Source organism: Algibacter sp. Ld11, from assembly GCF_045066735.1.
Classification (GTDB): domain Bacteria; phylum Bacteroidota; class Bacteroidia; order Flavobacteriales; family Flavobacteriaceae; genus Algibacter.
The window spans coordinates 312,940-329,059 of sequence record NZ_JBISHH010000007.1 but is presented as its reverse complement, the minus strand read 5'-3'; the positions used below and the strand labels follow the sequence as shown (position 1 = coordinate 329,059).

Here is a 16,120-nt window from a genome sequence, read left to right as displayed (position 1 = left end):
GTTTGTTAATCTAGTTCCATTTATTTTGATCGTTGCGCATAAACTCTTCCATTTTACGCTTTTCCCAGTTTCTACCAAAAAGGCCATTACTTACAAAAACACGATAGGCTTGAATGCATAAGCCAATACCCCAGCCAAACATTGGAAACCAAAACCACTGTACGCCCCAAAACGTGTTGTAGTTTATAAATGCCAAAAACGGAATAACTAAACAGTAGGATACTAGGCTGTAATAAAAACCTTTTAATTCGTCTACGTGGTTGCGGGCTCTTAAATATTGGTCGTCTATTTGTGATGTTTGCGTGTTCATAATTTTTATTTTTTTTGTGAGCATTGGTATGCTTACCGCAAATGTGCTCGATTGTTGATTAATATTTATTTTTTTGTTAGTTAAGAGCTGGTAGCGCTGTTTTATATTATTTAAACCAACTCCTGTACTCTTCTTTACAATTTGCTTAGGCTGTAGATTATTCTCTACGGTTAGGTACCCATTGCTTTCATAAATTTTTATATTTAATGGTTTACTCGATGTTACCATATTATGTTTTACGGCATTTTCTAATAGTAACTGTAAAGATAACGGCACCACTCTACTTTCTGGATTTTGCGATGCTTCGGGCATTGTGAAAACAATACTGTCTTCAAAGCGCATTTTAAGTAGTAGCATATAGGTTTTTGCAAATTTAAGTTCTTCGTTTACCGTTACTAATTCTTTGCTTTTTTGTTCTAATACATAGCGATACACTTTAGATAATGCTGTTGTGAATTTTTGTGCATTTACCGGGTTTTCTTCAATTAAACTACTTAGTACATTTAAACTATTGAATAAAAAATGTGGATCTAATTGATTTTTTAAAGCATCGAACTTCGCACTTGCTGTACCAGCTATAACTTTTTGTTCTTTTATTCTATTTTGCTGGTAGCGATTGTAAAAAAACACAACATGAAAACCTATTACAATGGTTAAGGTAATCCATAAACCAAATTCATAATTTTTCCATTTTTGATTAGCTAAAAAACTACTAAATGTATTACCGAAGTAAAAAACATTTGTTAATGCTCTTAGAAAAAATAAGCCTACCAGTGTTATTACTGTGGATCCGGCAATACCTAATAAAATACGCCTTAGATACTCATTTCGTTTCCAATTTCTACGTTCGAGGTAATCGAAAAAAAACATATTAGAATACCCTAAAACAAAAGCGTAAAGCTGATAAAAAACAAAAGATATAAGTAAATCTCTAAAGGTATTGTAGTGAAATCCGTTTTGCAGATAACTCCCTATTAAAAAGACCATACAGCCAATTAGAAAAGTGATTAATATATATTTTATTGATTTTGTCATGATATGCGTTTAATAGAATTTTGGTTTGCTCTGTTTGTTCTGCTTTTTTACTTTATCGCTACCTCTAATTTTAATAATAACTTGTTCCATAATTAATTATTTATTGCTTAATGATGGTACAAATATCGCTGAGAACTCTGGTTTTACTAAAATTGAATTACCGAACTGTATTTTTTTAATGCTGAATTGTAATTTACAAAAAAAAAGCAGCCTAAAAAATATTTTAGACTGCTTGAATATTACTTATAAACTTTTGCTTTTACCCCTCGTACTTAAAGAATATTGGAACGGCATAAGCTACTTTAACCGGTTTACCACGTTGTTTACCAGGCTGCATTTTTGGTAATCTACCTATAATACGTTCGGCTTCCGATTCTAAAATTTTGTCCGGACCACGAGAACGAATATTGGTAGTATGCCCTTTAGAATCTATAATAAATATAACAGAAACACGACCTTGGATTCCCATATCTAACGCAGCTTGTGGATAATTAAAGTTTTTTACCACATGTTCTTGCATTTTTTTCTGAAAACAATCTTTGGTTTTTTGTTTATTTAAACCTTCGCATCCAGGGAAAACAGGTACATCTTCAATAACGGCGAAAGCAACTTCTACATCTTCTTCTACTTTCTCTACAACAACGTCACCTACAGCAACAATGTGTTCGGAAATGGCATCGTCTTGCCCAGATTCTGTACTTTCGAAAACGGTTTCTTCAATATCAACAACATCTTCTACCACCTCAATCGTTTGCGTAATTACAACAGGAGGAGCGGCCGGAGGTGGAGGAGTAGCAGCTTTTATGACAGGAATATCATCTTCATAGATAACTTCCATATCTAAAACATCCATTGCAATTTCATCTTGCGAATCGTAAGTCTTAAACTCTAAGGCTTGCCAAGACAAGAATAACATCAAATTAAGACCTATAGCAAAATATAAACTACTATTACGGCCAATTTCTAATTGTGGGTTCTTTTTAACTTCCATGACTACTTATTTTAATACCATAAAATTATTGTAATTGGCAAAAATCAACTATGATAATTATCATATTCTCTAAATAGTATCAAAATAACTAAGAAATCAAATAAATTAATTCATAAAAAAACAAAACAGACTACCCCAAAGAGTAGCCTGTTAGCATTTTATAATATAAAAAGTAAATCTTATTTTGTAGTGTTGTCAGTAAAAAACACGATTACCTAGTTAATCGTCCTGATTTGTTTCCACCAAGAATACCCATAACCTCTTTTACAGTAGCCAAATTCACATCACCCTCATAAGTGTGTTTTAAAGCACAAGCAGCACTTGCAAACTCGATAGCTTTATAATCATCCTCCAATTCTTGCAGACCATAAATAAGTCCTGCAGCAAAAGCATCTCCCGTTCCTATTCTATCTACTACGTGTGTAATATCTAAATCTTCAGTTTCTCTAAATTCAGTACCATTCCACATTCTAGCACGTATTTTATGCCACGACGCATTTACGGAGGTTCTTATTTTATCAAAAACTTTCTCTATTGAAGGAAACTCCTTAATTAACTGTTTACTCGCTTCAATAAAATCTTCGTTAGAATAGTTATAACTTGTACCTAAAACTTCATTGATTTCGTTAATACCACCAATAAAAATAGTTGAATAATGAAGTAAATCTATTAAAGTTTCCTTAGGATCTTTACCATATTTCCATAATCCGTTTCGATACGTTGGATCGGCAGAAATAGTAAATCCTTTTTGTCTTGCTAAAATCAAGCCTTCTTTTAAAGTATCAAAACTACCTTGAGTTAACGCAGGCGTAATACCTGTCCAATGGAACCATTTTCCATCGTCCAAGGCTTTTTCCCAATCTACCATAGATGGTAAAATCTGCGAAAATGAAGAGTGCGAGCGATTGTATGATATATTACTCGGGCGCATTACAGCACCTACCTCAAAGAAGTAAACACCCAACGGCCGTTGAGACAAACTTATAGAAGATGTGTCTACACCAAACTTATTTATATAAGATAGCGCTGTTTCTCCAATAAAATCGTCGCTCACTGCACTAATATGTCTAACATTACCTCCAAAATTAGCAATAGAAATCCCCACATTTAGCTCAGTTCCTCCAAAATAAAATTCAACCATATTAGATTGAATAAATTTTTTGTGTCCACGAGGTGAAATACGCATTAAAACTTCTCCAAAAGTGATTATTTGACTCATAAATATATTTATACCGTTATCCGAACAAATTTAACATTTGATTTTGGTAATACTCAACAAACAGTTAATTATTTTGCCTAAATTACATAAATCGCACCTAATTTGTAAGCTTATTAAAATTAGAGTAACTTCGTTAAGCATCTATTAACAAAACATAAATTCATTTTATTAATAATGAAAATTATTGCTACTAATCTTGCCAAACCAACCACAATAATTTGGAACAAAAAAGAAGTCGTTACCGGTATTTACAAAACACCAACCTACTCTCCTATTTTCCTTGGTAAAACAGATGTTGAGCATGACGAGGTAACAGACCGAAAATATCACGGCGGCATATTTAAAGCTTGCTACATTTTTTCTGAAAAGCATTATGATTATTGGAAAAAACGCTATCCCGATTTAGAATGGAATTGGGGCATGTTTGGAGAAAATCTAACCGTTTCTAATTTCGATGAATCCGAAATTTATGTAGGCAACATATATAAAATAGGAGACGCTTTAGTACAAATAACACAGCCTCGTGAGCCTTGTTTTAAATTGGGTGTAAAATTTAATAATCAAAATATACTAAAGGCCTTTATAAACCATGGATTTCCAGGCTCATATATCAGGATACTAAAAGAAGGTTTTGTAAAAACCGGAGACACCATGGTTTTACAGGAAGAAGCCTCAAACTCTTTAACCATAGCTCAAATGTTCCATTTGCTATATGCCAAAGAAAAAGACCAAGATTTATTAAAACGAGCTATTGAGAATGATGCACTACCTGATAAAAAAAGAAACAAATTAGCCATGTATTTAAAATAAGCTGAAGCGGTTTATAGTATCTTTGCAGCAAATTATTAATACATGTCATTTAAAGACTTACAATTAAATCGCCCAATTTTAAGAGCCGTTGCCGAAGCTGGATACGATAATCCAACCTTGGTACAAGAAAAAACCATTCCTTTGGTTTTAGAAGGAAAAGACGTTATTGTTTCTGCACAAACAGGAACTGGAAAAACGGCCGCCTTTGCGCTTCCTATTTTACAGCGTTTATTTAATAACCAAGATGCTCCCAAAAAAGGCAAAAAAATTAAAGCTTTAATTATAAGTCCCACTCGCGAGTTGGCTATTCAAATAGAGAACAACTTTAAAACCTATAGTACTTATACAAACTTAACAACTTCTGTTATTTTTGGTGGTGCCGCTATTGAGCCTCAAAAAGAGGTTTTAAAAAAAGGTATCGATATTTTAATTGCTACGCCTGGACGTTTACTCGATTTACATAAACAAGACGCATTAAATTTAGATTACGTTGAAACACTTGTTTTAGATGAAGCCGATTTAATGCTAGATATGGGGTTTATAGACGATGTTAAAAAAATAGAACGTCTTTGTACTAACGAAAAACAAATTTTATTGTTTTCTGCAACTATTCCGTATAAGGTAGAACAATTAGCAAACACCGTATTAAACGAACCTGAACGTATTGAAGTTGCCCAAAACTCTTCTACCTCTAAAAATGTAAACCAACTGCTCTATTTTGTACCAAAACAAAATAAAATAGAATTGGGACTGCATTTACTTAGAACCACTATTAAAGGAAACATTATTATCTTTAGACGCACTAAATTTGGTGTTGATAAACTTGAAAAAACTTTATCGAAAAACGGTTATAAAGTAGATAGTATACATGGAGATAAAAGTCAGACGGCTCGACAAGATGCTTTATTACGCTTTAAAAAAGGGGACGTAAATATTTTAATAGCAACCGATGTTGCTGCTCGAGGCATTGATATTAGTGATTTGGATGCTGTTGTAAATTTCGATTTACCAAACATACCAGAAACTTATGTACATCGCATTGGTAGAACAGCTAGAGCAGGAAAAACAGGTATGGCATATTCTTTATGCTCCGCCGACGAAAAAAGCTACGTTCTTGCAATACAACAATTAATACAAATGCAAATTGATGTTATAGACGAGCATCCTTATCCCTTAGATCCAAAAGCAAAACCTATTGTGCATAAATCTCAAAAAACTGGAGGCAGTAAACATAAAAAAGGTAGAAAAAGTGAGGCTAGTAAAAAGAAGAAAAAACGTTGGTATTAGTCTTTATTATTACCAAAACATGTTTTGTATACAGATTTACACACTAAATAAATACTGAACTACCTAAAACACAAGAGATTTAGAATAAATAAAACTCAAAATTAGTATTAGAGAGATGCTTATTTTATACATTTGCCTTTCTACTCTCTCTAATTATGAAATATATAGCTATATTATGCTTAGCATTCTTGTTTTCTTTAAGCAATTATGCTCAAGTAGGCATAAATAATGTCGACCCAAAGGCTTCTTTAGACGTCTCTGCCACTTCAATATCAACACCAAATTCTAACGATGGGCTATTAGTCCCGCGAATTGATACATTTCCAGCGACCAATCCCGATGGAAATCAAAACTCGATGATGGTTTATTTAAACAATAACCTAACAGCAATCAACATTAGCGGTACAGCTAAAAATTATGATTCGGGTTTTTACTATTGGGATAATGCACAAACAGATTGGATAAGGTTTTTGCAAAAAAGCGGATGGGGTGTTAATGGAAATAGTGATATTGATGATAACACAAATTTTTTAGGCACCACAAATGATGAAAATATTATTTTTAAAAGAAACAATATACCTGCAGGAATATTAGATGCTTCGAACACCGCTTTTGGAACAAGCAGTTTAGAGGCCAATGCTTCAGGCATAAACAATACTTCAATAGGTGTTAATGCTTTAAAAAATAATTTAGGAGGTAGAAATACAGCTATAGGTTATCAGGCTGGAGATTTTAACACAAACGGAGACTTCAATACTTTTATTGGTATCGATGCAGACGCTACAAATAACAACCTTCAATCGGCAATATCAATAGGTAATGCCTCTAAGGTTGGTGCAACAGCTGCTATTTCTATAGGAAACAACGCAGTAACCACAGAACAAGACGCCATTGCTCTAGGAAGAAATACAAATGCAGGAGGAACAAGATCCATTTCAATAGGAAGAAACGCCTCTAGTAATGCTTCAAATGCAGTGGCTATAGGGCAAGATAGCGATGCTACCTTATCGCACACCACCGCCATAGGGTCCGTTGCTCAAGCTATTGCTGTTAGATCTACCGCAATAGGCTACAGTAGTTTAGCCAGCAATAATGATACTGTTTCAATAGGGAGTAATAGCATAGCTTCGGGTCTTAATAGTGTTTCAATTGGATCTAGCTCTTCAAGCTCTCAGTCCGATTCTGTAGCCATAGGAAACTCTACAATTGTAACTGCAGGAAATTCTGTAGCTATAGGTAGCTCAACAAAAGCCTCTGGAGATCGATCTACTAGTGTGGGCGAACAAGCCGTAGCAAGCGGACAAGAAGCTTTAGCTTTTGGAAGTGGCACAACTGCAACAGGATTAAGAAGTTTATCTTTAGGACGAATTGCAGAAGCTAGTGCTCAAGATGCTACAGCAGTAGGCGAAAACTCCGTTGCTAGTGGTATTGAAAGTACGGCATTAGGTTCTGATGCTATCGCAACTCAAAGCGCTTCATTAGCATTAGGTAACAACTCCAAAAGTGAGACTGCATTTGGAACCGCTATTGGTCCAGAAACAAGAGTAATAGGAAGTTCCACAGGATCTTTAGCCATCGGGTACGATGCAGAAGTTAACGGCATCTCATTAAATACTTTAATTGTAGGTAATTCATCAACAATTACAGCGGCTTCAGAAAACAGTATCGCTCTTGGAAATAATATCACTATAAATGGTTTAACCAATTCCGTAGGTTTGGGATACCAAGCATCTCCAACAGCTTCTAATGAAATTAGACTTGGGAATGCAGCTGTAACTGAAGTTGTAACTGCCGGATCAGTAAGGGCATTTAGTTTTATTTCCAATACAACAACTTATCCCGATTATGTCTTTGAAGATTATTTTAAAGGCAAATCTAAGATAAACTCGAATTATAAATTTAACTCTTTAGATGAAGCAGAACGCTTTGTTAAACTTAATGGCCATTTACCCGGTGTTAAGTCGTATTCTGAAGTTCAGATTAACGAAATGACATTAAATATTACTGAAGCAACCGTAACCAACTTAGAAAAAATTGAAGAGCAATTTATATATATCACAGAACTTAACAAACAAATAAAATCTCAAAACGAAATTATTGAGTTTCAAAATAAAAAAATACAATCTTTAGAAGATAGATTACAACATATTGAAATGCTATTGCAAAAATAGATCCCCATTACACAATAAAAAAAAGCAGTATTTTATAAAAACCTTTACTCAGGTATATAAAATACTGCTTTTCTTTTTTAATAAAACTAAAGATTTACTTACTCGCAAACAACTTTACATCTTGTTCGCTAACCTCAGCACCACCAAGAATAATAAGGCGCTCTACTACATTACGTAGTTCACGAATATTACCCGTCCAGTCGTACTCTTGTAATAACTTCACCGCTTTTTCGGTAAACTTTTTTTCATTTGTACCTTGTTCTCCAGATATTTTGGATGAAAAATGTTTGATTAATAAAGGAATGTCTCCACGCCTATCATTTAAAGCAGGAACTTTAATTAAAATTACTGCTAGCCTATGGTATAGATCCTCTCTAAAGTTTCCTTCTTCAATTTCTTTTTTGAGGTTTTTATTAGTCGCAGCAACTACACGAACATTCACTTTAATATCCTTATCACTCCCTACACGTTGAATACGACTTTCTTGTAAAGCACGCAATACTTTGGCTTGCGCCGAAAGACTCATGTCTCCAATTTCATCTAAAAAAATAGTTCCACCATTGGCCGCTTCAAATTTACCAGCACGATCCTTATTAGCACTTGTAAACGCTCCTTTTACATGCCCAAATAACTCGCTCTCTATCAACTCACTAGGTATTGCTGCACAGTTTACCTCTATTAAATTTCCTTTTGCTCGATCGCTCTTTTCGTGTAACCAATGTGCAACAAGCTCTTTTCCTGTTCCGTTTGGCCCAGTAATTAACACACGTGCATCGGTTGGCGCCACTTTATCAATAATATCTTTTATTTGAGAGATCTCGTCACTCTCACCAATCATTTCGTATTTCTTACTTACTTTTTTCTTCAGAATTTTATTTTCTACAAACAATTCTTTTCTATCCAAAGCATTACGAACGGTGTTTAACAAGCGGTTTAAATCTGGCGGCTTAGAAATATAATCAAAAGCACCTAAACGCATTGTATTAACCGCAGTATCAAGATCACCATGCCCAGAAATCATAACCATTGGTATTTCTGGTTTTATTTTTTTTGTAGCTTCTAATACTTCTACACCATCCATTTTTGGCATCTTTATATCACAAAGCACTAAATCATAATCTTCATTTTTTATCTTTTCAATGCCGATTAATCCATCTTCTGCTTCTTCAACTTGGTAGGTGTCATTTTCTTCTGAAAGAATTTTTATAAGCACACGTCTAATGGCAGCTTCATCTTCTATTACTAGTATTTTTGGCATCTTTATATTTTAAATTTTAGTCCGCTTCTTAAATAGAACGCATTAATATCGTCTAATTTAAAAATTTCATCTCTATTTTTACTCCTAATTACATTATTTAATCTTACGGTGTAACCCGTGTACAAATATGCAGCTAGATGTTTAGTAAAGCAATATTCATACCCTAATCCGCTAACAGCAATAGATAATGAAATATGCTCCGCTTTTTTATCATTAATAACTAAAGGTTCTTGTAGGTGAGCCAAGTAACCATCGAGTCCTGTAAATACTTGCACATTATTTTTAGGATTAAAATAATATTTTATATTCGATTTCGGTATTCCCGCAGTATAACTCCAATTATCATCAATTTTTCTAAAATAACTAACAAATGGTAAAGGAAAAGGTAAACCTGTCGTGGCATTATATGTTAACCCTAAAATTAATCGACTTTCTTTTTTTATCTCCGCACTAGCTGTTCTTTTATTTATAAAAAAGACGCCCCCATTCATAAAAAAATCTTCAGAATTTAATTTATGAGTAAGTGTTGATGCTATTCTTGGATTAAATTTAACTCCAAAACGCCACTTTTTATTCCATTTGAAGGTGTAAGCCAAATTCAAATCGATAATATGAATTTTATTTAACCCAGAAGTTTCAAAACTATAATCGTCTTCTAAATTTAGTAAAATGCGATTATACTCTCCTCCAACAATAAAATAAGAATCATTCTTTAATTCAATAGGGTAATTCAAAAGCGCTTTTAATCGTGTGTACTGATCTTCGGAATTACTCTTTGGAATAAAAGAATATTCCAAGCGTGCCAAATCTGTTAATTGCGCATGCGCTGCATAAAAGCCAACCATAAACAATAAAACTAACACCTTTTTAAATTCCCGTTTTTTTATCACAATTTGGTAAATATCTATTGTTTAATAATATGAATATCTCTTTGAGGGAAAGGTATTGCTATTTTATGTTCTCTAAATAATCGATCTATTTCAAAACGAATTTCACTTTTAGGAATAGCTCCCTGAAAACTATCGTTAATAGTAAACACCAATTTAAATTCTAAAGCACTATCTCCAAAATTAGTAAAAAACACATATGGAGCTGGATGCTCCATAACTAATTCATGATTGGTTGCCGCTTCTAGTAGCAACTTTTTTACTAGCTGTACATCGCTTCCATATGCTACACCAACCTCTACAGCTTCTCGAGTAGACGATCCGTTTTGCGTCCAATTATACAAACTGTTGGCCAAATACAAATGGTTAGGTATTATTAATACTCTGTTATCGATAGTTACAGCTCGTGTTGTACGCAGTTTAATTTCTTCTACACGCCCAACTTTACCCTCAATTTCTATAATATCACCTACGTGAACCGATTGATCTATCAAAATAAAAATTCCAGAAATTATATCTTGAAATAATGTTTGCAATGCCAAACCTACACCTATTAATAAAGCTGCTGAAGCCGCAAATATAGCCGTAACATTAATACCAATAGAATCCATGGCAATGAGCAAAACAATTAAATATATTAACCAGCGCGCAAATGAAAAAACTGTAAAGAATTTCGTTTTATCATCCTCAGACATTTTACGCGTCATTAAATTTCGTGCGAAACGTAAAAAATATGTAGTTAATATTAAAATGATAATAACGACCAAAACCGACTTCACTTTAAGCGCACCAGTTTCTATCCCACTACCATCTTTTATAGTGTAGGTATAAATATTATAATTTAAAAACTCCATGAACTTCTCCCAAATAGAGCTATTCTCAATGGTGTCTTCTATTTGATCTATAACCTTGTCTTGCATTTTAATATTTCATCCATTTAATTAACTCTTTGTAAGTTGGCTTTTTCCCGTACATTAAAATACCAACACGGTAAATTTTTGCAGCAAACCAAACCGTAAGCATAAATGTGCCCACCAGTATTAAAAACGACAACACTTGCTGCCAAATTGGTACTCCAAAAGGAATACGCATTAGCATAACCACAGGCGATGTTAAAGGTATAAACGAAAAAACCGTTGATACGGTTCCATGCGGATCTTCTACAACAGTAAAGATACCAATATAAACTGCCAAAACTAAAGGCATTATTATAGGCATCATAAATTGTTGCGTATCGGTTTCGTTATCTACGGCAGCACCAATGGCAGCGTAAAAAGAACTATAAAGCAAATAGCCACCAATAAAAAACAATATAAATGCAAGCACCAAATTGAATAAAGGTAAATTATAAAATGCCGTTAATACATCTTGAATTCGCATATTCATTTCGGGATTTTCCATTGCTTGCTGCACCATTTGCTGCTGTGGTGTTTGTACTTGTGCTAAATCTATACCAAACACAGCAGAAAGCACAAACATTAAAATGAACCCTAAAATAGTCCAGATTAAAAACTGAGTTATTCCAGCTAGAGAGGTTCCAAAAATTTTACCTAACATCAATTGCACAGGCTTTACGGAAGAAATAATAACCTCTATAATTCGGCTGGTTTTTTCTTCTATAACACTTCGCATAATCATGTTTCCATAAATAATGATAAACATAAAAAGCAGATAGCCCAATGCTCCACCAAAAGCAATTTTAATAACACTATCTATTTTTGATGTTTTCTGTCCCTCGAAACTTTCCTGAGCTATTTCTACACTAATTTTAGAGGCATTAATCATATCCACATCTACTCCATTTTCTAGAAGTTTTATGTTAGTTAACTTCGCTTCTATTTGATTTTCTAAATCTGAAATTGTGTTTATAGATGGTGATTCTTCTGAGAAAAACGTAATATGCTCAGATAGTTTTTTTAAATCGTCTACCTTATCAATATGCAACAAACCGTAGGCTTCTGTTTCTTTAGACAGCTCTTTAGCATCGCTTAAAGACATGTTTTCTAAAATATGATATGTTGTTTGCTCTGAGTTTTTAAAAATGTCCTTTACTAACCCAGATTGGTCCAATACAGATATTAAACGAATTTTATCGTTATTTAATTGTGTTAAGTAAGCAACAACACCAATAAGTGCCATAAAAATAATGGGACTTAAAAACGTCATGATTATAAACGACTTATTTCTAACTTTATTTAGATACTCGCGTTTTATAATAAGTGGTAAATGGTTCATAAAAATTAATTATTCTTTACTGTTTGAATAAAAATATCGTTAACGCTTGGTATTAACTCTACAAAATGAGAAACTTCGCCTTTACTTGCCAAGAAACCTAATAAATCATTAGATTTTTGGGTGTCTAGAAGTTTAATATTTAATTTTAATTCGTTTTCTAAAGTTTTAAAATAAGCATCGGACACGTCGAATTTTTGAGCTAATTCTTGTTTTAATTCCAGTTGATTGCTTGATCGAATTCCAACTTCAAAAGTATTTGATTTAAATCGGCGTTTTACATCTACTAATTTACCTTCTAAAATTTTATTAGACTTATGGATTAAAGCAATATCATCACACAACTCTTCCACAGACTCCATTCTATGTGTCGAAAAAATAATGGTTGCGCCTTGATCTCTTAAATGCAAAATTTCATCTTTAATAATATCCGCATTAATTGGGTCAAAGCCCGAAAAAGGCTCATCGAAAATTAATAGTTTAGGCTGATGCAAAACAGTAACCACAAACTGAATTTTTTGCGCCATTCCTTTTGAAAGTTCCTGGATTTTTTTGTTCCACCAATCACCAATATCCAAACGATCGAACCAATATTTTAACCGTGCCTTAGCCTCGCTCTTACTTAACCCTTTAAGCTGTGCTAAATAAAGTGCCTGCTCTCCTACTTTCATGGTTTTATATAAACCACGCTCTTCTGGTAGGTAACCAATATCTCTAATATGATTTTCACGTAAGGCTTCGCCATCCAAAAATACAGATCCCGAATCGGGCATTGTTATTTGATTTATAACGCGAATTAAGGTTGTTTTTCCTGCGCCATTAGGTCCTAAAAGACCAAAAATGCTTCCTTTAGGTACCGATAGAGACACTTTATTTAGTGCGGTAAAGTCGCCAAAATTTTTAGAAACTTCGTTAACTTCTAATAAATTACTCATTAATTTTTTAGTTGACTTGTTTGCTGTAAAGATATTAAATGTTTAGCTGTTAGTTTAAGTTGAATGAATGGTTTATTAAAAAATAAGTTTTCAGTTTACCACTTAAAATTTTAGATTAGAAAAATAGGTGAAACCTTTAATCAATTTTGTACATGACATTATTGTTTTAAACCAACTTTCCCGACTTTTTTATATCTACATTTTGCTCTAAAAACAAAACCCACCCTTAAAAAATTAAGGATGGGAAAAAAATTGCTATGAAAAAGAAAAATTACCACTAAAATAAATTAGTGATACCTCAAATATAGTTTTTTTTTAACAATTATTAACATTTAGCCTAAGTTAATTCTAGTATAAACAAAAAAAATCCGCTAAAAAGCGGATTTTTAATTATGACTTATATTTTCGTTACGAGAACATATCTTTTACTTTTTCAAAAAAAGATTTATCAGACTTTTCCGGTTTTGGAGAAAAATGATCATCGTCTCTCATAGCCTCAAAAAATTCTTTTTGTTGCTTGTTTAGTGTTTTTGGTGTCCAAACATTTACGTGTACTAATAAATCCCCAGTTCCGTACCCGTTGATGCTAGGAATCCCTTTTCCGCGTAAGCGTAGAATTTTACCAGATTGTACTCCTGCCTCTACCTTTATGCGCACTTTACCTGTTACAGTATCGATTTCCTTAGAGGTTCCCAATACAGCATCTGGTAAACTAATATACATATCATAATGCAAATTATCGCCTTCACGTTGTAGTGTTTCATGCTCTGCTTCTTCTATAGCAACTAGTAAATCTCCAGAAACGCCATTACCTGGAGCTTCATTTCCTTTTCCAGACACCTTAAGTTGCATACCATCTACAACACCTGCAGGAATTTTAATAGTAACTGTTTCTTCAGATACTTTTAAACCTTGCGCATCGGCATCGGCTGGTTTTTTATCAATGGTTTGCCCTGCTCCACCACAAACATTACATGGTGCAGAGGTTTGCATACGACCTAAAATGGTATTAGCAATACGTGTTACTTGCCCACTACCATTACAAGTAGAACATGTTTTGTAAGTAGTACCATCGGCCTGTACTTTACGTTTTACTTTTATTTTCTTTTCAACACCATTAGCAATTTCTTCTAGTGTTAACTTTACGCGAATACGTAAGTTGCTACCTTTAACACGGCGTTGGCCTCCGCCACCTCCGAAGCCAGAAAACCCGCCACCTCCGAAGCCGCCACCTCCGCCGCCGAAGATATCTCCAAATTGACTAAATATGTCGTCCATATTCATGCCGCCGCCGCCAAAACCGCCGCCACCGCCGCCATTTTCAAAGGCTTGATGACCAAATTGATCGTAACGTGCTTTTTTATTATCGTCGCTTAAAACTTCATATGCTTCGGCTGCTTCTTTAAATTTACCTTCGGCACTTTTATCATCTGGATTTTTATCCGGATGAAACTCTATTGCCTTTTTTCTATAAGCTTTTTTAATTTCGGCTGCCGTTGCTCCTTTGCTAATACCTAGTATTTCGTAATAATCTCTCTTTGCCATTGCTATGTAAACCCTTCCAAAAAGGCAGTATTTGTTTTAATTAATAGTACTTTCTTATTGTCCGATAACTACTTTCGGGAAACGAATTACTTTTTCGCCAAGCTTGTAGCCTTTTTCAACTACATCAATAATTTTTCCTTTCATATCATCTGTTGGCGCAGGAATTTGAGTAATTGCTTCGTGGTTATCAGCGTTAAAAGCTTCTCCTTTTTCTACTAAAACAACTTTTAATCCTTTTTGCTCTAATGTGTTTACTAGTTTCTGATATATTAACAAAACACCTTTACGTAATTCTTCTGCTTCTTTATCGTCTTCTATATGACTTAAAGCACGCTCAAAATCGTCCAAAATTGGCAGTAATGTTTTCATTACATCTTCACTTGCTGTAGAAAATAACTCAATACGCTCTCTAGATGTACGTTTTTTATAGTTTTCAAACTCTGCAAAAAGTCTCAAAAACTTTTCCTTTTCCTGCTTTACTTCAGCCTGTAGCTTTTCTTCAACAGTCAGTTCCTCAACCTCTTGCTCTTCAACTGCAACGTTTTCCGCTTGGTTAGCTTCAACTTGCTCGTTCTCTATATCTTTATTATCTTTATCACTCATTGTAATTTCAATTTTGCAATTCTTAAAATTAGTTGGCAAAAGTACTGCCAATATTATTAAAATGCCATAATGTCATTAATTTATTTTGTACTAATTTCCTTTATATTGAATTCCCTTTTGTGTAATTTTACACCTTAAACTTTAAAAAAACTATAACGATGAAAACAAAATTTGTAAATATTTTATTTATCACTGCTATAACGCTTTCTGTATTTAGCTGTAAAGACAAAGCAAAAGAAGCAACAACTACGGAAGCAGAAGCTCCAGCGGTAACCGAAGCCGTTAATGCAGAAGTTTACACTGTAGACAAAGCAGCATCCACTATTGCATGGACAGGTTTTAAACCAACAGGTTCTCATAACGGAACAATAGCTTTAGAAAGTGGCACGCTTAACGTGGCTAACGGAAAAGTTGTTGGAGGAACGTTTATGATTGACATGGCGTCTATTACCGTTTTAGATATTCCAGCTGATGATAAAGGGAATGCTAAATTAGTAGGCCACTTAACAAACGCTGACTTTTTTGATGTTGAAAAATACCCAAGTGCCGTTTTTACAATTACTGAAGTTGCAGATGCTGAAGGTAAAACTATGCTTTCGGGAAACTTAACGCTTAAAGATGCTAAAAACAATGTAACTTTCCCTGTGTCTGTTTCTAACGAAGGCAATGCGGTTACTATTACTAGTGAAGCATTCTCTATTGATAGAACAAAATGGAACGTACAATATGGTTCTAAATCACTTTTTGATAATCTAGGTGATAAGTTTATTAATGACGATATTGAATTAAAAATTACAGTTAAAGCTGCAAAGTCTTAATTTAGAAATAATTTTTATT

Annotated in this window: 14 protein-coding genes; 4 read left to right on the top strand and 10 right to left on the bottom strand. The window is 33.7% G+C overall.

The window, feature by feature from the left end:
* Nucleotides 1-10 precede the first annotated feature (10 nt).
* The 3 genes from ACJJV4_RS04545 to ACJJV4_RS04535 all read right to left on the bottom strand — a co-directional run bounded on the left by ACJJV4_RS04545 (nucleotide 11) and on the right by ACJJV4_RS04535 (nucleotide 3,555).
* Nucleotides 11-1,345 (bottom strand): 2TM domain-containing protein, encoded by a 1,335-nt coding sequence (locus ACJJV4_RS04545; protein WP_405292280.1) that lies wholly within the window; start codon nucleotides 1,343-1,345, stop codon nucleotides 11-13.
* 259 nt (nucleotides 1,346-1,604) lie between these two features.
* Complete coding sequence (locus ACJJV4_RS04540) at nucleotides 1,605-2,336, bottom strand: energy transducer TonB (protein ID WP_405292279.1); 732 nt, start codon at nucleotides 2,334-2,336, stop codon at nucleotides 1,605-1,607.
* A 211-nt stretch (nucleotides 2,337-2,547) separates the two neighbouring features.
* Nucleotides 2,548-3,555 carry a sugar kinase gene (locus ACJJV4_RS04535; protein WP_405292278.1) on the bottom strand — a complete coding sequence of 336 codons (1,008 nt, stop codon included), beginning with the start codon at nucleotides 3,553-3,555 and terminating at the stop codon, nucleotides 2,548-2,550.
* Nucleotides 3,556-3,729: 174 nt separating this feature from the next.
* Between ACJJV4_RS04535 and ACJJV4_RS04530 the strand changes: the two genes are divergently transcribed.
* From ACJJV4_RS04530 to ACJJV4_RS04520, 3 genes are all read left to right on the top strand, one after another.
* Nucleotides 3,730-4,365 (top strand): MOSC domain-containing protein, encoded by a 636-nt coding sequence (locus ACJJV4_RS04530; protein WP_405292277.1) that lies wholly within the window; start codon nucleotides 3,730-3,732, stop codon nucleotides 4,363-4,365.
* Nucleotides 4,366-4,407: 42 nt separating this feature from the next.
* Nucleotides 4,408-5,652: a DEAD/DEAH box helicase gene (locus ACJJV4_RS04525; RefSeq protein WP_405292276.1), complete on the top strand. Its 1,245-nt coding sequence runs from the start codon at nucleotides 4,408-4,410 to the stop codon at nucleotides 5,650-5,652.
* Nucleotides 5,653-5,807: 155 nt separating this feature from the next.
* The gene (locus ACJJV4_RS04520) at nucleotides 5,808-7,823 is read left to right on the top strand and encodes a hypothetical protein (protein WP_405292275.1); all 2,016 of its coding nucleotides are present in this window, start codon (nucleotides 5,808-5,810) and stop codon (nucleotides 7,821-7,823) included.
* A 94-nt stretch (nucleotides 7,824-7,917) separates the two neighbouring features.
* Here the strand turns inward: ACJJV4_RS04520 and ACJJV4_RS04515 are convergent, their stop codons facing one another.
* The 7 genes from ACJJV4_RS04515 to ACJJV4_RS04485 all read right to left on the bottom strand — a co-directional run bounded on the left by ACJJV4_RS04515 (nucleotide 7,918) and on the right by ACJJV4_RS04485 (nucleotide 15,283).
* The gene (locus ACJJV4_RS04515) at nucleotides 7,918-9,081 is read right to left on the bottom strand and encodes a sigma-54-dependent transcriptional regulator (protein WP_405292274.1); all 1,164 of its coding nucleotides are present in this window, start codon (nucleotides 9,079-9,081) and stop codon (nucleotides 7,918-7,920) included.
* Between the two features lie 2 nt (nucleotides 9,082-9,083).
* Nucleotides 9,084-9,971 carry a DUF6268 family outer membrane beta-barrel protein gene (locus tag ACJJV4_RS04510; RefSeq protein ID WP_405292273.1) on the bottom strand — a complete coding sequence of 296 codons (888 nt, stop codon included), beginning with the start codon at nucleotides 9,969-9,971 and terminating at the stop codon, nucleotides 9,084-9,086.
* 14 nt (nucleotides 9,972-9,985) lie between these two features.
* Entirely contained in the window at nucleotides 9,986-10,888 is a 903-nt protein-coding gene (locus ACJJV4_RS04505) for a mechanosensitive ion channel family protein (protein ID WP_405292272.1), read from the bottom strand.
* 1 nt (nucleotide 10,889) lies between these two features.
* Complete coding sequence (locus ACJJV4_RS04500) at nucleotides 10,890-12,203, bottom strand: ABC transporter permease (RefSeq protein WP_405292271.1); 1,314 nt, start codon at nucleotides 12,201-12,203, stop codon at nucleotides 10,890-10,892.
* A gap of 5 nt (nucleotides 12,204-12,208) precedes the next feature.
* Nucleotides 12,209-13,135: an ABC transporter ATP-binding protein gene (locus tag ACJJV4_RS04495; RefSeq protein WP_405292270.1), complete on the bottom strand. Its 927-nt coding sequence runs from the start codon at nucleotides 13,133-13,135 to the stop codon at nucleotides 12,209-12,211.
* 408 nt (nucleotides 13,136-13,543) lie between these two features.
* Nucleotides 13,544-14,680: a molecular chaperone DnaJ gene (dnaJ, locus tag ACJJV4_RS04490; protein WP_405292269.1), complete on the bottom strand. Its 1,137-nt coding sequence runs from the start codon at nucleotides 14,678-14,680 to the stop codon at nucleotides 13,544-13,546.
* Between the two features lie 54 nt (nucleotides 14,681-14,734).
* The gene (locus tag ACJJV4_RS04485; RefSeq protein WP_405292268.1) at nucleotides 14,735-15,283 is read right to left on the bottom strand and encodes a nucleotide exchange factor GrpE; all 549 of its coding nucleotides are present in this window, start codon (nucleotides 15,281-15,283) and stop codon (nucleotides 14,735-14,737) included.
* 158 nt (nucleotides 15,284-15,441) lie between these two features.
* On the opposite strand from ACJJV4_RS04485, the gene ACJJV4_RS04480 reads away from it, so the two are divergent.
* Complete coding sequence (locus ACJJV4_RS04480; RefSeq protein ID WP_405292267.1) at nucleotides 15,442-16,101, top strand: YceI family protein; 660 nt, start codon at nucleotides 15,442-15,444, stop codon at nucleotides 16,099-16,101.
* The last annotated feature ends 19 nt before the right edge of the window (nucleotides 16,102-16,120 follow it).